Raw genomic sequence first — 24,170 nt, 5'->3', positions numbered from 1 at the left:
TGTTTTTTGGGAAACCTGGGATCAGGCTTCTTGCGGCTTGCGCCAGTCGTCGGAGGCTTCAGTGCCGGCGATGGCGTGGGTCCAGGTGATCTTGCGGTAGGCCATGGCAACCTTGACCAACTGGGTGTACTCGGCCTTGCTGGGGTCCTGGGCGTGCGGGAGCACGGTGTTGATGTTGACGATGGTGGCGTCTTCGAGCTTGGTGGTGAAGAAGTGCTCTTGCTTGCCTTCGGTGGAGGTGCGATACCACTTCACTTCGACTTCGGGCAGCATTTCGCCGGAGGCGAGGGCCTGGTACATGAGGGGGGTGGCCTTGTTCAAAGGCGCGGTGAAGACGAAGGGCTTGTGGACGCGCTGACCCGAGGGCTGGCCGCTTTGCGGGTCGGTGGGGGTGGCGATCAGGTGTTCGATTTCCTGGACCAGGATCTGGTCCTCATGACCTTCCTGATAGACGTTGCCGACGGAGTCGGCGGTAAATGCGCCTTGCGTGATGTTGCCCTGGGTCTTGCCCTGGATGCTGATATAGGCGGGAGTCGGCATTTGCTGTTTCCTGGTTTGGTTTCGATTGCGGAATGGCCTTACTGGCCGGTGTGCCATCAGGGATGACTTCTGCTTAATTGCAAAGTCCGTGCCAGGTTTTGTTTGAATGCCGGTTTCCTCTTTTTTATCAATGACTTGTTTGGTGGATTTTGTGCTGATTGCTGATTACTGATTGCTCGAAAAACGGGGAAGTGATTTTTTTTGCGGGGATTCGGGTCAGTTTTGGCTCGGTGGTTTTTAAGTTGTTAAAAACAAAGCGGAAAATGGCGGGTCGGAATTGGCTCGGGTGGGTCAGAGTTGGCCCGGTCTTTGTTTTTGGCTGACGACAGAGGCGGGGTGAGCGGGTCGTTTTGCGGTGGTGTGGGGTGGGTTCTTTAGACGCCCGGCGTGGCGGCGGCCTGGGTGCGCGGGGCTACGATTGCGGTCCGGAGCCTTCGCTCCGGACTGCCCCTTCGTCATCGTCGTTGTCGCCTGCGGCGCCTGCCTTCCGATTCCCTCGGGCGCATCTACACGCCCCGCGCACCCAGGCCGCCGCCACGCCGGGCTGCGGTGAAGTGAACTTGGCATGACGCTGGGGCGGGTGGGGTTCTTGAGGTTTTTGTGGACGCTCCGTGTGAGTTGGAGCGGTTTGCGGGGCCCGCCCCACTGCGGCCGCGCGGGCGGCCTAGTTGGGCTTACGCAGTGTCTTGCGTCGTGGTGATGACGCTGCGCGCTGGTGTGGGGGGCTTTTTGGCGTGGCGATGACACCGGGTTAGAAAATGGGCTCGGTGTCTGACACCGGGTTGGAAACCTTTCGGGTGTCAGACACCAAACCGTTTTGCGTTACTTCGTCGCAACCTGGTCCGGCGGGACCGGGTTATCCCAGCCGCCGCCGATGGCGCGGATTAATCCCACCGTCGACCGGGCTTGTTCGGCAGTCAGCTGCACGGACACGCGTTGCTGCAGGAGAACGCTGCGGTCGGCCTCGATCACGTCCAGATAGCTGATGGAGCCTTCGCGATACTGCGTGTGCGAAAGCTTCGCCGCGCGGGCAGCCGCTTCTACTGCCGCGTTCTGGGCCTTGGTCTGGTCGGCGAGGATGCGCAGGTTCGCCAGGTTGTCTTCCACTTCGCGGAACGCATTCAATACGGTCTGGCGGTAGACGGCGACGTCTTCCTCGTAGACGGATCGGGCGCGGTCCAGGCCGGCTTGGCGGCGGCCGCCGTCGAAGATGGGCATGGACAGGGCGGCGCCGACCAGGGGGCCGAGGAGGAACGTGCGGCTGGACCATTGGAAGAGGTTGCCCAGTTCAGAGGACTCGTAGCCGAAGGCGCCGGTGATGTCCAGGCGCGGGAAGAACGCAGACTTGGCGGCGCCGACGCGGGCGTTGGCGGCGGCCATGGCGCGTTCGGCTGCGGCGATGTCGGGGCGGCGTTCGAGCAACGTGGAGGGCAGGCCGGCGGGGATGGTCAGCGCGATCTTTTCGATGGGCTGCGGCGGCATGGTGAATTCCGACGGAGCGCGGCCCAGCAGGACGGCCAGCGCGTGTTCGGCGGTGGCGCGGCGGCGGTCGATGCCCAGAGCTTCGGATTGCGCGGAGGCGAGTTCGGCCTTGGCGCGTGCCAGGTCGAGTTCACTGATGTCGCCGGCGTCGTAGCGACGCTGGATGAGTTGCAGCGTGTCGGTGCGCAGCTTGACGGTCTGGTGGTAGAGGCGCGATTCGGCGTCCTGTTCGCGAACCAGGAAGTAGGTGGTGGCAACGTCGGCTTGCAGGGCGAGCAGGACGGAGCGGTAGAGCGCTTCGCTTTGCTGGGCGTCGGCGGTGGCGGCGTCCACTGTCGATGCGACGCGGCCGAAGAGGTCGGCTTCGTACGAGACGGTGCCTTGCGCGCGCCAAGTGGTGACGGCCGAGGTAGAGGTGCCGTCGGGCAGGCCTTGGGACACGGCGGAGGGGCGTTGGCGGTTGGGGCCGAAGCCGGCGTCCAGGCTGGGGAAGAAGCCGGAGCGCGCTTCGCGTTGCAGGGCGCGGGCCTGGTTCAAGCGGGCGGCGGCGGCCTGGAGGTCCTGGTTGGCGCGCTGGGCTTCTTCTTCAAGCTGGTTCAGGCCTTCGTCGTTGAAGACCTTCCACCAGGCGCCGCGCAGGGCGTCCTCAGAAGGTTCGGCGGGCTTCCAGGTGCCGGCTTCGGACGCGGGCAGGGCGGCTTCCTTGAAGGCGGCGGGCGTGTCGGCCGTGGGACGCTGGTAGGTGGGACCCACCGCGCAGCCGGCCAGCACAAGCAGCATGGCGAGCAGGGCGGATCCTCGGGTCAGTCTTTTGATCATGATGACGTTTCTCTTTGGCGCGCGTCCCGTTCGATCACGGACGGGACGCGCTGGCTACTCTTTCTGTCGGCTTACGCGTGGGGTTGCGGAGCGGGCGGCGCGTTCGGGTCGATGTGCGGCACGCAGACGGGCGCTTCATGCGGGGCGGCCGAGTGCAGCTTCTTGCCGCCGAGCGAGCGCAGCAGGACGTAGAACACCGGCGTGAGGAACAGGCCGAACAGTGTCACGCCGAGCATGCCGAAGAACACGGCAACACCCATGGCGTGGCGCATCTCGGACCCGGCGCCGGAGGACAGCACCAGCGGCACCACGCCCATGATGAACGCGATGGACGTCATCAGGATGGGACGCAGGCGCAGGCGGCTGGCTTCGATGGCGGCTTCGAGCGGTGTGCGGCCGTTCATCTCGAGCTCTCGGGCAAATTCAACGATCAGGATCGCGTTCTTTGCCGACAACCCCACCAGCACCATCAGGCCGATCTGCGTGAAGATGTTGTTGTCGTTGCCGGTAAGGTAGACGCCGGTCAGCGCGGCCAGGATGCTCATCGGCACGATGAGGATCACGGCGAGCGGCAGGGTCAGGCTTTCGTACAGCGCGGCCAGCACCAGGAAGACGAGCAGGACGCTGATTGGGAAGACCCACAGGCCCGCGTTGCCCGCGAGGATCTGCTGGTACGTGAGGTCGGTCCATTCGAACTTGACGCCACGCGGCAGGGTTTCGGCGGCGACGCGCTCGGCGGCGGCTTGCGCCTGGTCGGACGAGTAGCCGGGCGCGGGGCCGCCGTTGATGTCGGCGGCGGTGTAGCCGTTGTACCGCACGACCATCTCGGGGCCGAAGGTCTGTTTGACGGTGACCAGCGAGGACAGCGGGACCATGTCGCCGGCGGCGTTGCGGGTCTTCAGTTGCAGGATGTCGTCGGCGTGCGCGCGGAAGGGCGCGTCAGCCTGTGCGCGAACCTGGAAGACGCGGCCGAAGCGGTTGAAGTCGTTGACGTACATGGAGCCCAGATAGATCTGCATGGTGTCGAAGACTTCGGTCACCGGCACGCCAAGCTGCTTGGCCTTGACGCGGTCCAGGTCGACGTCTAGCTGCGGGACGTTGATCTCGTAGCTGGAGAACGCGGGGCCCAGTTCCGGCGTCTGGCGCGCCTTTTCCAGGAAGGCCTGCTTGGCCTTGTCCAGTTCGGCATAGCCGAGGGCCGAGCGGTCTTCGAGCTGCAGCTTGAAGCCGCCGAGCGTGCCCAGGCCCATCACGGGCGGGGGCGGGAATACGGCAATGAACGAGTCCTGGATGGCCGCGAACTTCTGGTTCAGGGAGGCGGCGATGGCGTTGCCGGACAGCTCGGCGTTGTTGCGTTCGCCAAAGGGCTTGAGCGTGACGAACACGATGCCGGCGCTGGAGCTGTTGGTGAAGCCGTTGATGGACAGGCCGGGGAATGCGATGGCCGATTGCACGCCGGGTTCCTTCAGGGCGATGTCGCTCATGCGGCGGATCACGTCTTCGGTGCGGTCCAGCGAGGCGCCGTTGGGCAGCTGCGTGAAGCCGATCAGGTATTGCTTGTCCTGCGCGGGCACGAAGCCGCCGGGCACGAGGTACGACACGCCGATGGTGGCGGCGACCAGCACGGCGTACACGCCCATCGCGCCGGCCTTGCGGCGGATGACGTTGGCCACGCCCGTGCCGTAGGACTCGGACGCGCGGCCGAACATGTTGTTGAACCAGTTGAAGAAGCGGCCGAAGACGCGGTTCATGCCGCGGGTCAGCCAGTCGGGCTTGTCGTGGTGGCTCTTGAGCAGCAGGGCCGACAGGGCGGGCGACAGGGTCAGCGAGTTGAAGGCCGAGATCACCGTCGAGATGGCGATGGTCATGGCGAACTGCTTGTAGAACTGGCCGGTCAGGCCCGTCATGAAGGCAAGCGGCACGAACACGGCGCACAGCGTCAGCGCGATGGCGATGATGGGGCCGCTGACTTCGCGCATGGCGCGGTAAGTTGCGTCGCGTGGACTCAAGCCCGCTGCGATGTTGCGCTCGACGTTTTCGACGACCACGATGGCGTCGTCCACCACGATCCCGATGGCCAGTACCATGCCGAACAGCGACAGCGCGTTGATGGAGTAGCCGAACATCAGCAGCAGGGCGAACGTGCCGACGATGGACACGGGCACGGCCAGCAGCGGGATGATGGACGCGCGCCAGGTCTGCAGGAACAGGATCACGACCAGCACGACCAGCGCGATGGCTTCGAGCAGGGTGTGCACGACGGCTTCGATACTGGAGCGCACGAATTGCGTGGGGTCGTACTCAATGCGGTATTCCACGCCGGGCGGGAAGTCCTGCGCCAGCTCGGTCATGGCGGCGCGCACCTGGCTGGACACGTCCAGCGCGTTGGCGCCCGGCGACTGCATGATGCCCATGCCGACCGCCTGCTTGTTGTTCAAGAGCGAACGCAGGCCGTATTCCTGGGCGTCCAGTTCCACGCGGGCGACGTCGGACAGGTGCGTCACGGCGCCGTCCGGCGAGGTCTTCAGGATGATGTCGCGGAATTCTTCTTCGGTTTGCAGACGGCCGCGGGCGTTCACGTTCAATTGCAGGGGCACGTCACCTTGCGTGGGCGAGGCGCCGATCACGCCGGCGGCGACCTGTACGTTCTGTTCGCGGATCGCGTTGACGACTTCGGACGCGGTCATGCCGCGCTGCGCGACCTTTTGCGGATCGAGCCACACGCGCATGGAGTAGTTGCCCGACCCCCACACCGTCACTTCGCCCACGCCCGTGATGCGCGACAGGCGGTCCTTGACGTTCAGGATCGCGTAGTTGCGCAGGTAGGTGATGTCGTAGCGGTCGTTCGGGGAGATCAGGTGCACGACGAGCGTCAGCGTGGGCGAGCTCTTGACCGTGGTCACGCCCAGGCGTTGCACGTCCGGCGGCAGGCGCGGCAGCGCCTGCGAGACGCGGTTCTGGACGAGCTGCTGCGCCTTGTCAGGATCCACGCCCAGCTTGAAGTTCACCGTCAGCGTCAGGTTGCCGTCGCTGTTGGCTTGCGACTGCATGTACAGCATGTTCTCGACGCCGTTGATGGATTCTTCCAGCGGCGAGGCGACGGTTTCGGCGATGACCTTGGGGTTGGCGCCCGGATACTGCGCGCGCACCACCACGGACGGCGGCACGACTTCGGGGTATTCGGAGATGGGCAACTGGAACATGGCCAACAGGCCCGCCAGCAGCACCAGGATCGACAGCACGCCGGCGAAGATCGGCCGGTCGATGAAGAATTTCGAGATATTCATAAACGTTCTCGTTCGACGCGTCGGCTCAGTTCTGTGCCGAGGCGGTCTGTACCGGGTTGCGCTTGGCGGCAACCATGGGAACAACGGTCGGGGTCACGGCGTCGCCGGGGCGGATGCGCTGCAGGCCGTTGACGACGATGCGCTCGCCGGCAGCCAGGCCGGTATCGACCACACGCAGGCCTTCCTGATTGGCGCCCAGCTTCACCTGGCGATAGACGGCGTGGTTCTTGTCGTCCAGCACCAGCACGAAGCGCTTGTCCTGGTCGGTGCCGATGGCGCGTTCGTCGATCAGCACGGCCTCGCGGGGCTCGCTGCCGCCCAGACGGATGCGGGCGTAAAGGCCCGGCAGCAGGGTGCCGTCGGCGTTGTCGAACTCGGCGCGCACGCGGATGGTGCCGGAGGTGGCGTCCAGTCGGTTGTCCACCGATTGCACGGCGCCGGTGCGCGAGTAGCCGTCTTCATTGGCCAGCCCCAGTTCCACCGGCACCGCGCCATTGCGGCCGTTGCGGGTGGGGTTCACGTAGCGCAGGAACGTTTGTTCGTCCACGTCGAACGATGCGTACATCTTGGACACCGACACCAGCGTGGTCAGCGGCACCGATGCGGCGCCGGCGGCAACCACGTTGCCCACGGTGACCTCGGCGCGCGACACGCGGCCGTCGACGGGGGCTTCGATGCGCGTGTAGCCCAGGTTGAGCTTGGCGTAGTCCAGCGCGGCTTGGGCGCCCTGCAGGTTGGCGGCGGCTTCGCGCGCGGCGTTCTGCTTTTCCTCGAAGTCGCGGCGGGCGATGGCGTTGTCGGTCAGCAGGCGCTGGCCGCGGGCCAGTTCCGAGGCCGTGTAGGCGGCGCGCGCCTTGGCGGCGGTCAGCGCCGCGGCGGCGCGGTCCACTTCGGCGGCGTACGGGCGCGGGTCGATGGTGAAGAGCACGTCGCCCTTCTTGACGATGCTGCCGTCCTGGAAGTGGACGGCGGTCAGCGTGCCGGACACCAGGGGGCGGATATCGACGCGGTCGATGGCTTCGAGGCGGCCGGAGTAGCGCTGCCAGTCGACGATGGTCTTGTTGACGACTTCCGCAACCTCGACGGGCGGCGCGGTGGGGGCGCCCTGCGCCATCGCGACATTGCCGCCCGCGGGGCCGCGGGTGAGGGCGTAGCCGCCGCCCGCCGCCAGAACGGCTGCAAATACGACGAGCACAGCAATACGTTTACGCGAAACCATGGTGTTTCCTTGAGTGGTCTTTTAGAGGCGGAAGCGCGCTTGCCCGGGATGCGGGGACGACGAGTCGGCGGGGCGGGGATGCCAGTCCTAAGAATCCGGCGCTATATGGATATGCTGCAATGCAGCATCGACCGGGGTCGCTTATCCAGAGGCGGCGGGCGCCTGATCAGGGCGGTCGCTGCGGGGGCGGAATCTGAGGATTGACATGCCCTTTTCTTGCGCCGGGCGGCAAGGGCACTTCAAGATGGTTTGCATTCTGAGTGTTTTGTCCGGGCGGATAAACCTGTCTATCCCGGCAACACTGTTCGTGAGAAATGACTAATCAGCGGCGAAATCGGGTTATGCTCCGTCCACCCCGACTTATTTGCCTAAGGACACCCTTGCCATGGACCGCTTTCAGGCTATGCAGGTGTTTGTGCGCGTCGTGGACGCCAATAGCTTCACCCGGGCGGCCGACAGCCTATCGCTTCCGCGCACCACCGTCACCACCATCATTCAGAATCTGGAACGCCTCCTGGGCGTTCGCCTGTTGAACCGCACCACGCGGCGCATCGGCCTGACGCCCGACGGCGCGGGCTATTACCAGCATTGCGTGCGCATCCTGGCCGACGTGGAAGAGACCGAGGCCTGCTTCCAGGAAGCGGCGCTGCGGCTCAAGGGCCGCCTGCGCATCGACGTGCCGACCTGCATCGGCCGGCTGATCCTGATTCCCTCATTGTGTGATTTTCACGACAAATACCCCGACGTCGAGCTGGTGCTGGGCCTGGGCGACCGGCCGGTCGACATGGTCCAGGAGGCCGTGGACTGCGTCATCCGTGCCGGCGACCTCGAAGATTCCAGCCTGGTCGCCCGCCGCATCGGCACGTTGCAGACGGTGACGTGCGCGTCGCCCACCTACGTGGCGCGCCACGGCATGCCGCAGACGATCGAATCGCTGCGCGACCACCACGCGGTGCATTATTTCTCCAGCCGCACCGGCCGCAATTGCGCCTGGGACTTCAAGGTGGACGGCAAGCACCAGGAAGTCGACATGAAGGGCACGGTGGCCGTGAACGAAGCGGGCGCCTATCTGGATTGCGGGCTGAAGGGCTTTGGCCTGATTCAGACCGCGCGCTACATGGCGCTGCCGTACCTGCAGTCGGGCGAGCTGATCGAGATCCTGCCCCAGTGGAAGCCCAGCTCCACGGCGATTTCGGTGCTGTATCCGCAGAGCCGGCAGTTGTCGCCCAAGGTTCGGGCCTTCACCGACTGGGTGGCCGAACTGTTCGCCGGGTGTCCGCTGCTCAGCGGCCGCGACGAGACCGATCCGGCCGCCGCCTCCTGCGCCGTCTATCAGCGCAACCAGGGACAGACCGCCTCGGCGCAGCCCCCCGTGCCGGCCATCCCCGCGCTGGCCGACATGGCCCCCCGCCGCCGCACCGCGCGCGAAGAAGCCGCCGAATACCTGCTGTAAATCCGCGCAGGCTGCACCACGACATGGCGGACCCTCGGGTCCGCCATCTGCGTTAAGCACGGGAAACCCCGTAGTAAATACAGCCCTTGCGTCCCTCGTATCGCATGAAACGTCTGTATAGTCCGACAGTCAAAGCCTACAACGCCCTTACAGTCGATCCGCTATGCAGCCTGTTCTACCCGCTTACCTGATCGCCCGTTGGCTGTTGCTGCTTGTGCTGTTGGCGGGGGTTTACTTTCTTAGCGGATTCCTGGTTCCGGCCCTGGCGGCGCTGATCATCGGCCTGGCCAGCTGGCCCCTTTACCAACGCCTCGTCGTCCGTTGCGGCGGCCGCACGGCGGTAGCCGCGTCGCTGGCGTTGCTGGTCGTCATCGTGGTGCTGATCGTCCCGTTGTCGCTGGCCCTGTCCTACGCCATCAAGGAAGCCAGCGCCTTTGTCGCCTGGGCCATCGCGGCCAACCGCCACGGCGTGGACGTGCCGGCGTGGATTTCCTCTTTGCCGGTGGTGGGCGATCGCCTGGGACAGTACTGGGAATCCTATATCGGCCAGCCCCACGCGCTGGGCGCGCTGGTCGAAGCCGTCAGCGGCGAACACCTGGGCAACATCTACCGCATGGCGCTGGCCGCCACCGGCAACGTGTTCCAGTTGCTGCTGACCGTTCTCTTCATGCTGATCACGCTGTTCTTCGTCTACAAGGACGGCATCCGCATGGTTGCGCAGCTCGACGTCCTGGGCGAACGCATCCTGCCCGCGCGCTGGCAGCGCTTTTCGCGCGTGGTTCCGGCCACCATCAATTCCACCGTCACCGGCATGGGCCTGATCGCGCTGGGCGAAGGCGTGGTGCTGGGCATCGCGTATTGGGTGGCGGGCGTGCCGTCGCCCGTGCTGCTGGGCGTGGTCACGGGCTTCATGGCGCTGATCCCCGGCGGCGCGCCGCTGTCGTTCACGCTGGTGTCCCTGTATCTCGTCGGCTCCGGCCATGTCGTCGCGGGCATCGCGCTGATGGTCTGGGGCAGCGTCGAACTCTTCATCGTCGACAAGACGCTGCGCCCGCGCCTGGTGGGCGGCCCGGTCAAGCTGCCTTTCCTGCCGACCTTCTTCGGGCTGGTGGGCGGCGTGAAGACCATGGGCATCGTGGGATTGTTCGTGGGTCCGGTGCTGATGGCGCTGCTGGTGGCCGTCTGGCGCGAATGGGTTCACCACGAGGTCCAGGAGCGCGACGCCGCCCGGCTCACGCCGCCGCCCGCCCGCCCCGAGAAGACGCCTGCGGGCTGAGGACGCGGGAGCCGCCCGGCGGCCTTGCCATTTGGTAATCTAGCCATCCCGCGTGACCGGCGCCTTGCCCGGTGCGCGCCTGCCCGCCCGCAGACGCGCCGCCTACGCCGCGGGCTGTGAGGATTGAGATGTCCGGGTTGTTGCCTGATGATCAGATAGCCGTCCTGCGCGAGCAGGGCTTCGTGGTGGCGCGCCAGTTCGCCAGCCCGGAGCAGGTTGCCGCGCTGCGCGCGCTGGCCGAACGCCATTTACGCGATCACGTCGCGCCCATCGAGTACGAAGCCGACCTGCGCTATCCCGGCGCGCCGAAATCGCGCGCGGCCGAAGGCGGGCTGACCGTGCGCCGCCTGCTCAATGCCTACGCGCGCGATCCGCTGTTCGCCCAATGGGCCACCGATCCGCGCATTGGCCAGTGGTTGACGCGTTACTTCAATGAAACGCCGGTGCTGTCCACCGTGCACCACAACTGCGTGATGACCAAGCATCCCGCGTACGGCAGCCTGACAGGCTGGCATCAGGACATCCGCTACTGGTCGTTCTCGGATACGGACCTGGTGTCCTGTTGGCTGGCCCTGGGGCCGGAAACGCGTGCCAATGGCGGCCTGTCGTTCATCCCTGGCTCGCACGCGGCGGCGTTTACGCCGGACCAGTTCGACGAAAAGAAATTCTTCCGCGAAGACGTGCCGCAGAACGCCGAGTGGATCGCGCGCGCCGTCTGTCCGGAACTGCAGGCGGGCGACGTGGTGTTCTTTCACTGCCGCACCTTGCATGCCGCGCAGGGCAACAGCAGCGACCGCGTGAAGCTGTCGGTGGTCCACACCTATCACCCCGAGTCCTGCCATCCGCTGCCGGGCACGCGGTCGTCGTCGCAGCCCGGCGTGCCGCTGGCGGCGGCGTGAGGCCCCGGAATGCCCGTAGACTGTCGTATCCATCTTCCGCGCGCCGGTAACGCACTCATGCCGGTCCGGTCCGCAATCCCTACTTCGGAACTGAAGCAACATGCGTGAAAGAATCGTCTTCATCGGCGGGGGCAATATGGCCTCCGCCATCATCGACGGACTGCTCGGCCAGGGTCGGGCGCTGACCGATTTCCTGGTGATCGAACCTTACGCGCCGACGCGCGAGGCGTTGGTCGCACGCGGTCTGCCCTGCGCGGACAGCGTCAGTGCCGACATCGGCGACGCGGCCCTGTGCGTGCTGGCGACGAAGCCGCAAGTGCTGCGCGAAGCCTGCGGCCAGGTCCGGCAGCATCTGCCGGCAGATGCGACGGTGGTCAGCATCGCGGCGGGCGTCGAGCTGGCCGCGTTGTCGGAATGGCTGGGCGGGCACGCGCGCATCGTGCGCGCCATGCCCAACACGCCGGCCAAGGTGGGCTTGGGCATGACTGGCCTCTTTGCCACGCCGGCTTGCGAGCAGGCCCAGCGCGATCAGGTCGACGCGCTGTTCGCAGCCGTGGGCGAACGCATCTGGACCGATACCGAAGCCATGATCGACGCCGTCACCGCCGTGACGGGCAGCGGCCCGGGCTACGTGTTCCATTTCATGGCGGCGCTGGAGAAGGGCGCCGTCGAACTGGGCTTCACGCCTGCCGACGCGCGCCGGCTGGCCGTCGCCGCCTTCCGCGGCGCGGCGGAACTCGCCGCGAGCGAAGACGTGCCGCTGACCGAATTGCAGGAGCGTGTTACGTCCAAGGGCGGCACGACGTACGCCGCGCTGTCGCACATGCAGCAGGCGGGCGTGGCCCAGGCCATCACTGAGGCCGTTCACAAGGCGCAGCAGCGCGCGCGCGAGTTGTCCGCGGGGTAATGGCCTAATGGCCCTGGCGCGGCGACGGGTCGTCAGCGATGACGGCCCAGCCGCCACAGCAAGGCGGCCGCAATCATGATGGCCGCGACATTGAACTGCATGGCCGACGCGAACGCCTGCGCATGGCGATCTGCTGCGCTGGCATCCGCGTAAGCCGTCAACGCGCCGCCATACAGCATGCCGGCCGCCGACACGCCCAGCGCCGCGCCCACCTGCTGCAAGGTCGACACCACGCCCGCCGCCATGCCGGCCTGGCGGTCTTCGACCAGTCCCATCGCCAGGTTCACCAGCGGAGTGTTGACCGCGCCTTGCGCCGCGCCCAGCCATACCAGCGCAGGCAGCAGCGTCCAAGGCGACAGGCTGGCGCCTGCCATGCCCGTCTGCGTCATCAGCGCCGCCGTCGCCCCACCGTACAGCAGCGCGGCCAACGCGATCGCCCGCGTGCCGTATCGGGCGACCAGCCTTGGGGCCACCATCGACCCCGACACAAATCCGACGCTGGCCGGCGCGAAGATCATGCCCGCCGTCAGCGCATCCAGTCCGAAGCCAGTCTGCACCAGCAAGGCGTAGCAAAGAAACATGGCGCTGGCGGTGGAAAACACCAGCGTCACGACGAGGCATCCCGCCGCAAAGCGTGGCTGCATGAGCAAGGCCATGTCCAGCAGTGGCGCACCGCCGCGCGCGGCGACTTGGCGTTGCCGCCGCACGAAGGCCGTCAGCGCTATCACCGATGCCGCCGCGCAAATGAGCGTCCAGGCCGGCCATTGGCGTGCGGGGCCTTCGATCAACGCCAGCAGCAGCAACGCCAGTCCCAGGCCCACGAGCGCGGCGCCGGGCCAGTCCATCGCCGCGCCCGAAGGCTCGGCGGATTCCGGCATGTGCCGAGCGAACCAGCAAGCCAGCAGCCCCAGCGGGAGATTGATCAGGAAGATGGCGCGCCACGCCAGGCCGAACAGATCCGCATGGACGATCCATCCGCCCAGCACCTGCCCGGCGATGGCCGCCAGGCCTAGCGTCATGCCCAGCAGTCCGAAGGCCCGCCGACGCGCATGCCCCTCGAAGCTGACGCGGATCAGCGCATACACCTGCGGAAACAGCATGGCCGCCGCCGCGCCCTGCAGGATGCGCGCGGCAATCAGCGTGTCCGGCGTGGGCGCCAGGCCACACAACGCTGACGCCAGCGCAAACGCCGCCATGCCCAGCATGAACAGCCGCCGCCTGCCATGGCGGTCGCCCAACCGGCTGCCCGCGATCAGCAGCACGCCGTACGCCAGTTCGTAGGCGACGATGATGAAGTTGATCTGCGCGAAGCTGGCCGACAGCGTGGTCTGCATGCTGGGGATGGCCACGTTCACGACGAAGAGGTCGAAGATGGTGATGAAGCCGCCGGATAGCAGTACCGCCAGGCCGAGCTTGCCGAGTTGTGGCGAGGCAGTGTCGGCACGGGCGGCCGACGGCGTGGCGGGAAGGGTAGAGGTCGACATGAAAGCGTCCGAAAAGTCAGGATCGGCGCTATTCTGGGCAGACCTTTAGCCTTATACAATTTAGCTGTTTATGCTATTACTCCCTGCAACAGCGTCATGACTGAACCCGCTATCCCCAGCCGTCTGGACCGCACTCGCGCTGATCTGGCCGATTTTCTGCGGCTGCGCCGCGAACGGCTCAGTCCCGCCGACCTTGGGCTGCCACCCGGACGCCGCCGCCGCACGCCCGGCCTGCGCCGCGAGGAAGTGGCGGCGCTGGCCGGCGTTGGACTGGCCTGGTACACGTGGTTTGAACAGGGCCGCAACATCAGCGTGTCGGCTGCCTTTCTGGAAAACCTGGCCCGCGTGTTGCGGCTGGACGACGCCGAGCGCCGTCATCTGTATCTGCTGGCGCACCAGCGCCCACCAGCCGAGACCGGCCGCACGTGGTGCACCGTGCCCGCGCAGGTCCGCCGCCTGATGGATGACCTGCCCGCGCGCCCCGCCTACATCCTGAATCTGCGATGGGACGTGGTGGTGTGGAACGCCGCGGCGGACAAGGTGTTCAATTTTTCCGGACAGGCGCCGGGCCGGCGCAACCTGCTCTGGATGCTGTTCGTGGATCCGGCCATGCGCGAACGCTTTGTGAACTGGACGGCGCAGGCGCCGCGCATGCTGTCCTCGTTCCGGCGCGATTTCGCCAGCGCCGCCGGCGTATCCGACATCGCCGAGTTGGTGGATGAACTGGAACGCGTGTCGCCCGATTTCCAAGCGTGGTGGCGCGAGCATGATGTGCATGGCACGTGCATGGGCCTGCGCACGCTGCACGTGGAATCGCTGGGCGATATCGCGTTCGAGCACGCCACCTTGAGCGTCGATGAAAGCCGTCACCTGCGGCTTGTGGTTTATGCGCCCGCGCCGGACGAGCCTCGTGCTGTGGACTTCGCGCAATGGGTACAGGGCGATGGGGGCGCGCCGCGCGGCGCCACGGAATAGGCGCGTCGTGGGTCTTCGGGCTAAGCGAGACGGAATGGCGGAGTTGACGAGTACGGCGGGCGAGGTATATCGTACGACCTATCGTAAGACATATCTTAAGAGTGACTCATGCGCCAATTTCCTTCGATGGCAGCAGCACATCGCCAACATCATCCCCATCACCCCCACCATCCGCATCATCCCCACCACGGCCGTCATCACCCGCGCCACGCCAGCGCGGGTGGCGATTGGTTTTCCGGTTCATCCGATGGCCGCGGGGATGCGGACGGGTTCGGCGGAGACGGCCGAGGCTTCACCCGCAGCCGCAAGGTATCCAGCGACGATCTGCAACTGATGCTGCTCGGCTTGCTGGAACAAAATCCCAGCCACGGTTACGAACTCATCAAGGCGCTGGGCGCGCTCAGCAATGGCTTCTACACGCCCAGCCCCGGCATGGTCTACCCGGCACTGACCTATCTGGAAGAGCTCGGCTACGCCACCGTCGAACAAGAGGGCGCCAAGAAGCGCTATCACCTGGCTGACCCGGGCAAGGCGCATCTGGACGCCAACCGCGACCGCTTGACACTGATGTTCAACAAGCTCAAACACGTCGCGCGCAAGATGGATTACATGCGCCAGGCGTGGAGCGGTCAGCCGCGCACCACCGGCCCCGAGGGCGAGGACGCCCGCACCGGCTGGTTGCCCGAATTCGTCGAGGCGCGCCAAGCGCTCAAGCGCGCGCTCCTGGACCGCACCGACGCCTCGCCCGCAGAACAACGACGCATCGCGGCCATCCTGGCGCGTGCCACCGACGAGATCACCGGCAAGTCCGGCGCGTGATCTCGTCTTACCCAACTGGAGTTTCCATGACTCAAAGCGACCTCACCGTGGCGCGCGTGCGCCACACCCTGAAGATGCGCACGCTGACTGTGACGCGCGTCGAGCGCATCGCCGGCTTGTTGGCGCGCATCACCTTCACTGGCGAAGACCTGCAGGACTTCGTGTCTGCTTCCTTTGACGATCACGTGAAGATCTTCTTTCCCGCCGATCCCTCGCAACCGCCCGTGCTGCCTACCGCCGGGCCCGACGGCATCAAGTTTCCCGACGGCGTGCCTCGGCCGGCTGCGCGCGACTACACGCCGCGCCGCTTCGATACGGCGCGCCAGGAACTGGAGATCGAGTTTGTGCTGCACGGCGACGGCCCCGCCTCGACGTGGGCGGAACAGGCCGCGCCCGGCCAGCAACTGGGCATCGGCGGGCCGCGCGGTTCGTTCGTGGTGCCCACCGCGTTCGACTGGCATGTGCTGATCGGCGATGAGACCGCGTTGCCCGCCATTGCGCGCCGGCTGGAAGAACTGCCCGCTTCGGCGCAGGCGTTGGTGCTGATCGAAGTGCCGGCAGCGTCCAACGAGATCCCGCTGCAAACGGCCGCGAAGTTGTCGGTGCGCTGGCTGCATCGCAATGGCACCGTGCCGGGCTACAGCACGTTGCTGCTCGAAGCCGCGCGCGAACTGGCGCTGCCGCCTGGCGAAGGCTATGTGTGGGTGGCGGCGGAATCGGCCACGGCGAAGGCCGTGCGCGAAATCATGGTGGCGCAGCACGGCATCGACAAGAGCCGCATTCGTGCGGCCAGTTATTGGAAGCGCGGCGCGGTTGCCGTCCACGAATCACATGACGATTGAGCACGTCACGGTAAGGTCGCCGCGATAAGGGCGCTGCGATAAGCGCGCGAGGCCGCGGGCGCCACGCAACAGCGCGACACCGAGGCAGCCTCGATCATGGCGCCATCGCCAACGCCGCGTCAGGATTTGCCGGCGGCCCGCGCCAGCGCCAGCAGATTCGCGGCCCGTCCACCCGGCGCGTCGCGCAAAGCCAGCCCCAGCACAGCGTGCGGCCATTGAAGCGCGAACGGTCGATAAACCACGCCGTCCGGGCGCAGGTGGCGCAGCGACGCCGGCACGATCGCCACGCCCATGCCCGCCGCCACCAGGTTCACGGCCGACGACAACTGCGGCGCCTGTTGCCCGATGCGCGGACTCAGGCCGTGCTGACGGCACGCCGCCATGATGTCCGCGCTAAGCCCGTAGCCTGATTTGCGCGAATACAGAATAAAGGTCTCGTGCTGTAGGTCGGCGGGGGCGAGGCGCTTGCGACGCGCCAGTGCATGGCCCAGCGGCAGCGCCACCACCAGCGGTTCCTCGACCAATTGCGTGAACGCCAGCCCGCCATCCAGCGCGAAAGGCGGACGCACGAATGCGGCGTCGATCTCGCCGTCGCGCAATTGCGCCACGAGCATTTCGCTGTCCCCTTGCGACAGCGTCATTTCGACCTCCGGGTAGCGCTCGCGGTATTGCCGGATCAGCTCGGTCACGACGCCGTTGAACGACGCGGATTCGGTAAATCCCAACGTCAATTCCCCGACCTCACCGCGCGCGGCGCGCTGGGCCGTGCGCACGGCAGCGTCCGCGCGTTGCAGGATGTCCTGCGCGCACGCCAGAAATGCGCGTCCCGCGTCGTTCAGCGCCACGCCGCGGCCGGTGCGGTCAAAGAGCGGCGTGCCCACTTCCTGTTCAAGCTGGCGGATCTGCTGGCTGAGCGGCGGCTGCGCCATGTTCAGCAGTTCGGCCGCGCGCGTGAAATGCTGGGCCTCGGCGGTGACGACGAAATAGCGGAGATGACGCAATTCCATTTTGATATCCAAAACGTACTAATTAGCAATTTCCCATATATTGGACATTCTAATTGGGCGCGCGGATCATGCAGGCATCAGAACCCCGCATTGAAGGAAGCCCATCATGACTGTCACCCCATCTCCTGGTGCGCGACTGCGCCAACACCTTACCGACAGCATCGTGGTGGCGCCCGGCGCCTACGACGGCCTGTCGGCCCGCCTGGTCGCCGCGGCCGGATTCTCAGCGGTGTACGCCAGCGGCGGCGCTATTGCGCGCGCCGCCGGCTACCCGGACATCGGACTGCTCAGCTTCACCGAAGTGATGGACCGCGTGGAAAAGATCGTCGAGGCCAGCGGCCTGCCCGTGGTGGCGGACGCGGACACCGGATTTGGCGGATCGGCCAATGTGGAGCGCACGGTGCGCACCATGGAGCGTGCCGGTGTCGCCGCGTTTCATATCGAAGACCAGTCCTTTCCCAAGCGCTGCGGCCATCTGGACGACAAGACGCTGGTTGACGCCGACGAGATGGCCCGCAAGGTCCACATCGCGCGCCAGACGCTTGCGGACGCGGACACGCTGGTCATCGCGCGAACGGATGCCATCGCGGTCGAGGGCTTTGACGCCGCCATCGCGCGCGCCGAGCTTTACCTGAAGGCCGGCGCCGACATGATCTTCGTCGAGGCGCCCGAAACGCTGGCGCAGATTCACGCCATTGCAGAGCGCCTGCCGGGGCTCAAGCTCATCAACATGTTCTACGGCGGCAAGACGCCGCTGGTGCCGTTGCCCGATCTGGCCGCGATGGGCTATCGCCTGGCGATCATCCCGTCGGACCTGCAGCGCGCGGCGATCCACGCGATGCAGGCCACGCTGCAGGCTATTCGGCAGACGGGCGACAGCAGCGCGCTGGCGGACCGCCTGACCAGTTTCAAGGAGCGCGAAGAGATCGTGCAGACCCGCCGCTATCTGGCGCTGGACGCTCAGTAGGCGCGCGACGCCGCCGTGCGATTGCAGCCGTGCGGCATGCGCAGCGGCCACAGACGCTGGCCGGCGGCGCCATATAGCGTGCGAATGCCGCACTGCATCTTCACCTGCGCCAGCATGTGGCCGGCGTGGTCGATGATGCGCGAGTCGTCCTCCGTGGTCACCACCGCGCGCTGGTTGGTGAATCCCGACAAGGCCTGGAACTCGGCCGGAATGGCGAACTGGCCCTGGTCGTTCACGTAGCCGTAGCTGCGGTCTTCGCTGGCGGGCGCGAGGCCCTCGCGCATCGGACCCAGCGCGTCGAAGGCCGGCCCCGTCAGCGCGCCCTTGGCATCCACCCAACGCACGCCGCCGCCGGATAGCTGCGTCACGGCGCGTCCTTCCGAAAATGCCGACCCCATGCCTTCGATCGTCAGCCGGGTCTTGCCCGAGAGGTCGGTGTAGTCCGTCATGGTTCCGCGGTCCGCCGAGTAATGGCGGATCAGCAGGTCGGAACGCGGCGGCCAGCTCCATTCGCCCTGGCGCAGTGTCGTCAGGATCTTGCCGTTGGCGTCCATCACGTGCGTGCCCGCGGCGTCTGCCGCCAGCGCGCGCGCCGGCGCGCCCTGGAACGCGGTGCCGATGCGGGACGAGGGCGCGATCTGCCAGGCGCCGTTGGCGTTGAGGTAACCCTGACGGTCGGCGCGGCGGATCTCCATCCAGTTGCCCAGGCGGACGTAGTCGGCGTCCTTCATGTCCAGCGCGTCCGCGCCGTCCGGCGAGATGATCCAGCGGCGCTCGCTATTGCCCGCGCTGACCGAGCCATCGCCAAAATCGCCCACCTGCAACCCGCGCATGAACGCGGTCAGCGCCTTGCCCTGGGTATTGAAGACTGCGGCGGGGCGCTCGTATTCGTTTTCTTGCTTGCCCGGCTGCGTCACGCGCCACAGCGTGTCGTTCACGCGTTCCGCACCTTGATGGCTGGCCGGCAGGATCCACCGCCCCTGCACGTCGATGACGCCGACGCGGCCCGCGCCCAGCGAAGCGACTGCCTGACCGTTCTGGAATTCGCCGATGCTGCGGAAAGCCGGCGCGGCCAGCTCCTTGCCGGCGACGAAATCGTACAAGCCCCACGGCGCGCCGTCGGCCGCCGTCTTGATAAAGCGCACCACGCCCGGCGCGACGACCTGCGTGTCGAAGTTCTCGGGCAGCTCGAACGTCTTGCCCGCGCGGTCGATCATCCGCACCACGCCGTCGCCATACACCTGCGCGTAGCCATGGTGGAACATGCCGATGTGCTGCTGCGCGGGCAGGTCGATAGCCTTGCCGCGCGCATCCAGCAGCACCATGCCGTCCGCGGTCTCCGCCGCATAGCGCAACTGGTCTGCCGTGAGTCCGGCATCGTAGCCGCGGTCGGTGTCGTCCAGCGGCGTCACGGCGGACCAGGATGAATCGGTGACCGTGCTGCCATCGGCCAGCAGCAGTCCCACCTGAACATCCTCGCAATGGCAGTGGCTTTGACCCAGAAGGCCCAGCGGCGCGCCAGGCACGCTGGCCGGGAGCGGCTCAAGCCGTTGATTCTGAAGCGCCTGCACCGTCTCCGGCTTGAGAAGCGCCTTGCCGTCCCTGTCCACCACATTGAGCAGCGCGCCTTGCGCGTCGGACAGCCATACCTTGCCATCGCGCGTCGCCATGCGGTTGGCATCTGCCAGCCACGCCGGCGCGGTGCCGCCGTGCAGCCACGCGCCTGAGGGCGTCAGCAGCCCGGCGGCGCGGCTCGAATCGTCCATGAAAAGCACGTAGCCTTCGAGTTCGTCGCCGGCCTGCAGAACCTTGCCCAGTGTGACCGGGGCGGGTTGTCCTGGCACCAGCGCCATCAGGTTTTCTCCGGATGGATACACAATGGTGTCGGCAAATCGTTGCGACGCCTGGCCTTCTTCATGCGTCAGCGTCGCGATCACCGCGCCGTTGCGGTCCAGCACCGCAAAGCCCGCGCGGCGCGGCAGGGCTGCGCTGTAAAAGGTCTTGCCGACAGGCGTCATGCTTTCGTACTGCTGGTCCGCGCCGATCAGCGTGCCGTCCGCCGTCACCATCACCGCGCCATCAGCGCCGTAGCCGGTGGCCAGGTCGCCGCTGTCTTGCGTGTAGATGTCGTCCAGCACCGGCTCCACGACCCAGTTCCAGTCCTTGTCGACCACGCCGTACTTGGACTCGCCGTTGGTGGCGATGTACAGGCCCTTGTCGCCCAGGGGCCGCGTGATCACGACGCCGGTTCCGCCGTAGCGGCGCTCGCCGGTGGCCGAGCGGTATTCCTCCTTGTACTGGACCGTGGCCCGCGCGGGCACGCCATCGGACAGGCGCACGGCGCGCACCACGTCTTCGAAGGGCTCGCCCGCGGGATTGCCCTGGCGGTCGATCAGCAGCGGCTTGCCGTCCAGCGTAACGGCGGCCAAACCGACCTCGACAAAGTCCTGCACCGCGTCGAAGCGGGGCGGGACGGCCATGCGGCCGTTTTGGTCGATGAATCCCCACTTGCCCTGCCACTTGACGGCGGCCAGACCGTGGCGGAAGTCGCTCACCGCCTCGAAGATCGGCTCGATGGCGACGCGGCCGTTCCGGTCCAGAAAACCCCATGCGTGGCGGCGCAGCGAACTATCGCGCGGCACGCGGTCGATGTTCTCGATGGCGGAAGGCAGCAGCACCGCGGCGCGGCCGTCGTGCAGATCCCGGATGCAGCCATTGCCGAAGGGATTACGCGACGAGATATCGTCGGCGGCCGGATAGGCTTGGTACTCGGGTTCGCTCATGCAATACAGGTGCATCGACGGCGTATAGCCGGTTTGCGCCTGCGCGGACAGGGACACGCCCAGCGCGGCGAGGGCGCAGGCGATGCGGGTGTTTCGTAGCACGCGTGACGTCATGATCATTCTGCGTTGGCGTTGGCGTTGGCGGTCTCGGCGACCGGCGGCTCTATGCCGGCGGCCTCGGGGCAAGTGAGTTTCTGGGGCGGCCAGCTCTGGCGGTCCTGCGCATCCACGATCACCACCGTGTCGCACAGCACGCCAAACAGCGCGGTCGTGTTGCCCTTGGTGTCGATGTACTCGACCAGCCGATTGCGACGCACCAGCGCGCGCCCTTCGTGAAAGTCGTCGGCCCACGTGAACGCCGGCGCAATTGCATAGCGTCCGGTCAGGTCGACGTAGCCATACAGCTTGCCCGTGCGTTCCAGACGGCGGGCCCGCGCCAAGCCGTCCTTCAAACGGCCAAGCTGATTGAAGTGCGCACCCACGACGCGTTTGCCGCTCGCGTCGATGAAGCCGTACTTGTTGTCGCCATCGCTGTAGGGCACCACGCCCTCGCTGGCTTTGTCATAGTCGACGGCGTAGCGGCCCGGCAGGCGTGCGATCTCGCGGCCCTGCAGGTCCACCAGAATGCTCGATGAGCCTTCGTCGTCGTTGAAGACGACGCGCTGCATCGAAGCCAGCGGCATGCCGTCGCCCCATTTTTCCAGCACGGCCTTGCCGGTCTGGTCGATCACGCGATAGCCCGCGCCGCTGTTGGCGCGTGCCAGGCCGGTCGGCTGGGTGAAGAACGGATTGAACTCCCCGTAGCGCGCCGGCACCTTCATGCTGCCGCGCGCGTCGATGGCGCCTTCGCGCTCGTCGAACTTGATGTAGAGCCAGTCGCCGTACTGCTGCTTGTCTTCGGGGCGGCCGTCGGAGACGCGGACGGCGCCGCCTTGCGCGTCGAACAACACGGCGCTCGCGTCGGCCAACTGGCCCAGAAAACGTCCGTCCTTCAGCTTCTGCGGCTTGCCCAACACCGGCTCGCTTGCCTTGCCGGTGCGCAGGTTGATGACGCGATAGGCGCGTTCGGTGTAGCCGCCGCGATTGCGCTTACTCTCCGGCGCTTCGGCCAGCATCATGCCGTTGCCCAGGTATTCCAGGTCGTAGGCGCCGTTGTAGCGGGCAGGCAGCACCCACTGCCCTTCGCGGTTGATCACGCCCCAGCGGTTGTTGTCTCGGACCTTGGCCCAGTCGTCCTCGAATTCCTGGATTTCCTCATAGGCCGGCTTGAGCGCGGGCGCGTTCTTGCTCACGTTCCACAGGCCCGTGCGGCGCTGGCGGTTTTCGTTCACTGCGCGGTACTGCAGCAGTTCGCCATCGAGGCGCGATGCGTCTTCCAGCACGTTGGCGGGGATGGCCATCGTCTGGCCGCGGGAGTCGATGAGCAGCGCATCGCCGCGCAGCATGTCCTTCGTGCGGGCCCAGGTGTAGGAGCCCTTGAAGGGGCGCATTTCGCTGTACTGCGGCTCGATGGCCCACGTGCCGTCCGCACCGATCGCGCCGACCGCGCCGGCCCGATCGGACTTTGAGCGCGCCACGATGGGCAGCGTGACGTCATAGGTGTCGATGTTTGCCCAGTCCGGGTTCGTGACGATATCGCCCGCGGCCGTGAGAATGCCGAGCGGCTGGTCATATTCGCTGGGACGCAGAAGGGCCAGCGGCGCAGCGGCGTCGGCAACAGACTTGCGGGCGTAGTGGAATTCGCTGACGTCGTAGCCGCGCAGCTTGGCGACGGTGGTTTCGTCAAGGATGCCCAGGCCGTCGGGGTTGTAGATCTGGTGCAGCGTCTCGTCGTCTGCAACGGCGTTGACGCTGCTTTGCACGGTGTCGGCGGCGGCAGTGGCGGTGTCGCTGGCGGCATCCATTGCAGCGTCCATTGCCGCTTCGGCGGTCGCTTCCGACGGCGTTGCGGGGGTAGGGGCTGCGTCCGCATAGGTCGCCTCCTGCGCGGCATCCGCCACGTCAGCCGCGACCGGCGAATCCTGGAATGCGGCTGCCGTCTCGGCTTGCGACGCGGCCTGCACGGCTGCGCCCGCGGCGGCCGCTGCGGCCTCGTCTTCCGCGCTCATGTCGTCACGGGCCGCGTCCATGGCGGCGCCCGATGTGTCCGCGGCAGAAACAGGCACGCCATACACCCACGCGCGTCCCTGATGAATCTTGACGTCGCCGTTGCGCAGGGCAAGCAGCTGCACGCTGCCGCCGGGATCGATCAGCAGCGTCATGCCAGGTTCGGCGGCAAAGCCCCAGCCGTCGCGGCGCTGCACGCCCAGATAGTCGCTCTTGAACGCGTGCAGGGGCTCAAGCTTGGCGTCCAGCAGCACCGAGCCGCCCTTTGCGTGCCGCGCCAGCCACACGCCCGGCGCCACCAATTCGACGCGTTCGTAGCGTTGGTCAGACAGCGGCTCGCCGCGCGCATCCACGAACTCCCAGGCGCGGTCGCGGTTCACGGCCAGCACGTCGCCGTCTCGCATCGGTGGGGCGAGCGAGCGCAGCACCTGCGGGCTGATCGCCCATGCGCCGCCTTCGTCCAGCAGCCCCCACCAGCCGCCGTAGCGCGAGTCGCGCGATTGCGCCGGCAGATAGTTGCCGGTCGGCTCGGCCAGCGCCATCACGCCGTCGGGCAGCGTGGCCGGCTTGCCGGTGGCGGTGTTGAAGAGGCGTGGCGGCGTAGGGATCTCCATCGCCGCCAGCTTTTGACCGGGCTGGAACCCGCCGGTGCGCGTGCCCAGCGGAAAGGTCTTCACGACCTTGCCCTGGCGGTCGATCAGCACGTCCTGGCCGTCTTCCTCGGCCAGCGCGGTGCCTTCGGCATTGAACCCCGTGGCGTCCGCAAAACGCGGCTCGATGACCCAGCGTCCGCGGATGTCGATATAACCCCAGCGATCATCCTGGCTGACGGCGGCCAGCCCATTCTGGAAGGATCTGGCGTCCGAGTACGCAGGCGTAATGGCCATGACGCCTTGCTTGTCGATATAGCCCCATGCGGCGGATTCGCCATCGGCGGTGCCCACGAGCACCGCGGCCAGACCTTCCTGGTAGGGCTGATGGCACGACATGGCCGCGCCTTCCCCATAGTTGCTGTAGGCGCATTGCTGCGCCCAGTCGGGACGCGCGTGCGCATCGTGCGGCGCCGTCAGCGCTATCCCGGCCAACGCCGCCACGACCGCCAACGGCTTGAAGAAGGGCACCGCCGTCATTGCTTGCGGGCGCGGCCGCAAACCGCGAAAACGAAAAAGCCAGATCGGGCGTGCCACATGATCCGATGCCTGCCAAGTTGATTGGGAAGGCAGCACTGTAACCAGGGGTACCCGGGGACGGATCGGCAGATGTAACTATTGAAAACGAAGCGTTAATGAGCACGGATCCTTGTTC

At 66.6% G+C, this 24,170-nt stretch carries 16 protein-coding genes; 8 read left to right on the top strand and 8 right to left on the bottom strand.

Annotated elements, in window-relative coordinates; all coding sequences use genetic code 11:
* Nucleotides 1-21 precede the first annotated feature (21 nt).
* From CLM73_RS25935 to CLM73_RS25920, 4 genes are all read right to left on the bottom strand, one after another.
* Nucleotides 22-540: an Hcp family type VI secretion system effector gene (locus CLM73_RS25935; protein WP_008167163.1), complete on the bottom strand. Its 519-nt coding sequence runs from the start codon at nucleotides 538-540 to the stop codon at nucleotides 22-24.
* Nucleotides 541-1,362: 822 nt separating this feature from the next.
* Nucleotides 1,363-2,841, bottom strand: coding sequence for an efflux transporter outer membrane subunit (locus CLM73_RS25930; protein WP_105240878.1), 1,479 nt, complete (start codon nucleotides 2,839-2,841; stop codon nucleotides 1,363-1,365).
* Nucleotides 2,842-2,912: 71 nt separating this feature from the next.
* Nucleotides 2,913-6,128 (bottom strand): efflux RND transporter permease subunit, encoded by a 3,216-nt coding sequence (locus CLM73_RS25925; protein WP_105240877.1) that lies wholly within the window; start codon nucleotides 6,126-6,128, stop codon nucleotides 2,913-2,915.
* A 25-nt stretch (nucleotides 6,129-6,153) separates the two neighbouring features.
* On the bottom strand, nucleotides 6,154-7,347 hold the full coding sequence (locus tag CLM73_RS25920) for an efflux RND transporter periplasmic adaptor subunit (protein WP_105240876.1): 1,194 nt from the start codon (nucleotides 7,345-7,347) through the stop codon (nucleotides 6,154-6,156).
* Nucleotides 7,348-7,732: 385 nt separating this feature from the next.
* Between CLM73_RS25920 and CLM73_RS25915 the strand changes: the two genes are divergently transcribed.
* The 4 genes from CLM73_RS25915 to proC all read left to right on the top strand — a co-directional run bounded on the left by CLM73_RS25915 (nucleotide 7,733) and on the right by proC (nucleotide 11,882).
* Complete coding sequence (locus CLM73_RS25915) at nucleotides 7,733-8,800, top strand: LysR family transcriptional regulator (RefSeq protein WP_056559636.1); 1,068 nt, start codon at nucleotides 7,733-7,735, stop codon at nucleotides 8,798-8,800.
* 163 nt (nucleotides 8,801-8,963) lie between these two features.
* Nucleotides 8,964-10,076, top strand: a complete 1,113-nt coding sequence (locus tag CLM73_RS25910) for an AI-2E family transporter (RefSeq protein WP_105240875.1) — start codon at nucleotides 8,964-8,966, stop codon at nucleotides 10,074-10,076.
* 128 nt (nucleotides 10,077-10,204) lie between these two features.
* A complete protein-coding gene (locus CLM73_RS25905) occupies nucleotides 10,205-10,975 on the top strand; it encodes a phytanoyl-CoA dioxygenase family protein (protein ID WP_105240874.1) in 771 nt (256 codons plus the stop codon).
* 100 nt (nucleotides 10,976-11,075) lie between these two features.
* Nucleotides 11,076-11,882, top strand: coding sequence for a pyrroline-5-carboxylate reductase (gene proC, locus CLM73_RS25900; RefSeq protein ID WP_105240873.1), 807 nt, complete (start codon nucleotides 11,076-11,078; stop codon nucleotides 11,880-11,882).
* A 32-nt stretch (nucleotides 11,883-11,914) separates the two neighbouring features.
* Here the strand turns inward: proC and CLM73_RS25895 are convergent, their stop codons facing one another.
* A complete protein-coding gene (locus CLM73_RS25895; protein ID WP_105240872.1) occupies nucleotides 11,915-13,366 on the bottom strand; it encodes an MFS transporter in 1,452 nt (483 codons plus the stop codon).
* A 96-nt stretch (nucleotides 13,367-13,462) separates the two neighbouring features.
* On the opposite strand from CLM73_RS25895, the gene CLM73_RS25890 reads away from it, so the two are divergent.
* The 3 genes from CLM73_RS25890 to CLM73_RS25875 all read left to right on the top strand — a co-directional run bounded on the left by CLM73_RS25890 (nucleotide 13,463) and on the right by CLM73_RS25875 (nucleotide 16,002).
* The gene (locus CLM73_RS25890) at nucleotides 13,463-14,341 is read left to right on the top strand and encodes a helix-turn-helix transcriptional regulator (protein WP_105240871.1); all 879 of its coding nucleotides are present in this window, start codon (nucleotides 13,463-13,465) and stop codon (nucleotides 14,339-14,341) included.
* 126 nt (nucleotides 14,342-14,467) lie between these two features.
* Nucleotides 14,468-15,160, top strand: a complete 693-nt coding sequence (locus CLM73_RS25880; RefSeq protein ID WP_418904963.1) for a PadR family transcriptional regulator — start codon at nucleotides 14,468-14,470, stop codon at nucleotides 15,158-15,160.
* Between the two features lie 26 nt (nucleotides 15,161-15,186).
* On the top strand, nucleotides 15,187-16,002 hold the full coding sequence (locus CLM73_RS25875; RefSeq protein ID WP_105240868.1) for a siderophore-interacting protein: 816 nt from the start codon (nucleotides 15,187-15,189) through the stop codon (nucleotides 16,000-16,002).
* A gap of 119 nt (nucleotides 16,003-16,121) precedes the next feature.
* Here CLM73_RS25875 and CLM73_RS25870 read toward each other — a convergent pair whose 3' ends face one another.
* The gene (locus tag CLM73_RS25870) at nucleotides 16,122-17,009 is read right to left on the bottom strand and encodes a LysR family transcriptional regulator (RefSeq protein ID WP_105240867.1); all 888 of its coding nucleotides are present in this window, start codon (nucleotides 17,007-17,009) and stop codon (nucleotides 16,122-16,124) included.
* Nucleotides 17,010-17,115: 106 nt separating this feature from the next.
* On the opposite strand from CLM73_RS25870, the gene CLM73_RS25865 reads away from it, so the two are divergent.
* Nucleotides 17,116-17,976: an isocitrate lyase/PEP mutase family protein gene (locus CLM73_RS25865; protein ID WP_105240866.1), complete on the top strand. Its 861-nt coding sequence runs from the start codon at nucleotides 17,116-17,118 to the stop codon at nucleotides 17,974-17,976.
* On the opposite strand, the gene CLM73_RS25860 is transcribed toward CLM73_RS25865, so the two are convergent.
* Together CLM73_RS25860 and CLM73_RS25855 are read right to left on the bottom strand one after the other, a co-directional pair.
* Entirely contained in the window at nucleotides 17,970-20,873 is a 2,904-nt protein-coding gene (locus CLM73_RS25860; protein WP_105241725.1) for a WG repeat-containing protein, read from the bottom strand. The two genes, CLM73_RS25865 and CLM73_RS25860, sit on opposite strands and share 7 nt — an antisense overlap.
* 2 nt (nucleotides 20,874-20,875) lie before the next feature.
* The gene (locus tag CLM73_RS25855; RefSeq protein WP_105240865.1) at nucleotides 20,876-23,995 is read right to left on the bottom strand and encodes a WG repeat-containing protein; all 3,120 of its coding nucleotides are present in this window, start codon (nucleotides 23,993-23,995) and stop codon (nucleotides 20,876-20,878) included.
* Between the last annotated feature and the right edge of the window lie 175 nt (nucleotides 23,996-24,170).

This window comes from Achromobacter spanius, from assembly GCF_002966795.1.
GTDB lineage: Bacteria > Pseudomonadota > Gammaproteobacteria > Burkholderiales > Burkholderiaceae_B > Achromobacter > Achromobacter spanius_D.
Note: the sequence above shows the minus strand (reverse complement) of the source record. Positions and strands in the feature narration are given on the sequence as shown.

Bases quoted from the DNA above. Each gene is read 5' to 3' on its own strand.
- CLM73_RS25925 (WP_105240877.1), bottom strand. From the start codon at position 6,128: ATGAATATCTCGAAATTCTTCATCGACCGGCCGATCTTCGCCGGCGTG.
- CLM73_RS25920 (WP_105240876.1), bottom strand. From the start codon at position 7,347: ATGGTTTCGCGTAAACGTATTGCTGTGCTCGTCGTATTTGCAGCCGTT.
- CLM73_RS25855 (WP_105240865.1), bottom strand. From the start codon at position 23,995: ATGACGGCGGTGCCCTTCTTCAAGCCGTTGGCGGTCGTGGCGGCGTTG.
- CLM73_RS25910 (WP_105240875.1), top strand. From the start codon at position 8,964: ATGCAGCCTGTTCTACCCGCTTACCTGATCGCCCGTTGGCTGTTGCTG.
- CLM73_RS25895 (WP_105240872.1), bottom strand. From the start codon at position 13,366: ATGTCGACCTCTACCCTTCCCGCCACGCCGTCGGCCGCCCGTGCCGAC.
- CLM73_RS25890 (WP_105240871.1), top strand. From the start codon at position 13,463: ATGACTGAACCCGCTATCCCCAGCCGTCTGGACCGCACTCGCGCTGAT.
- CLM73_RS25875 (WP_105240868.1), top strand. From the start codon at position 15,187: ATGACTCAAAGCGACCTCACCGTGGCGCGCGTGCGCCACACCCTGAAG.
- CLM73_RS25860 (WP_105241725.1), bottom strand. From the start codon at position 20,873: ATGACGTCACGCGTGCTACGAAACACCCGCATCGCCTGCGCCCTCGCC.
- CLM73_RS25905 (WP_105240874.1), top strand. From the start codon at position 10,205: ATGTCCGGGTTGTTGCCTGATGATCAGATAGCCGTCCTGCGCGAGCAG.
- CLM73_RS25865 (WP_105240866.1), top strand. From the start codon at position 17,116: ATGACTGTCACCCCATCTCCTGGTGCGCGACTGCGCCAACACCTTACC.
- CLM73_RS25935 (WP_008167163.1), bottom strand. From the start codon at position 540: ATGCCGACTCCCGCCTATATCAGCATCCAGGGCAAGACCCAGGGCAAC.
- CLM73_RS25880 (WP_418904963.1), top strand. From the start codon at position 14,468: ATGGCAGCAGCACATCGCCAACATCATCCCCATCACCCCCACCATCCG.
- CLM73_RS25915 (WP_056559636.1), top strand. From the start codon at position 7,733: ATGGACCGCTTTCAGGCTATGCAGGTGTTTGTGCGCGTCGTGGACGCC.
- CLM73_RS25870 (WP_105240867.1), bottom strand. From the start codon at position 17,009: ATGGAATTGCGTCATCTCCGCTATTTCGTCGTCACCGCCGAGGCCCAG.
- CLM73_RS25930 (WP_105240878.1), bottom strand. From the start codon at position 2,841: ATGATCAAAAGACTGACCCGAGGATCCGCCCTGCTCGCCATGCTGCTT.
- proC (WP_105240873.1), top strand. From the start codon at position 11,076: ATGCGTGAAAGAATCGTCTTCATCGGCGGGGGCAATATGGCCTCCGCC.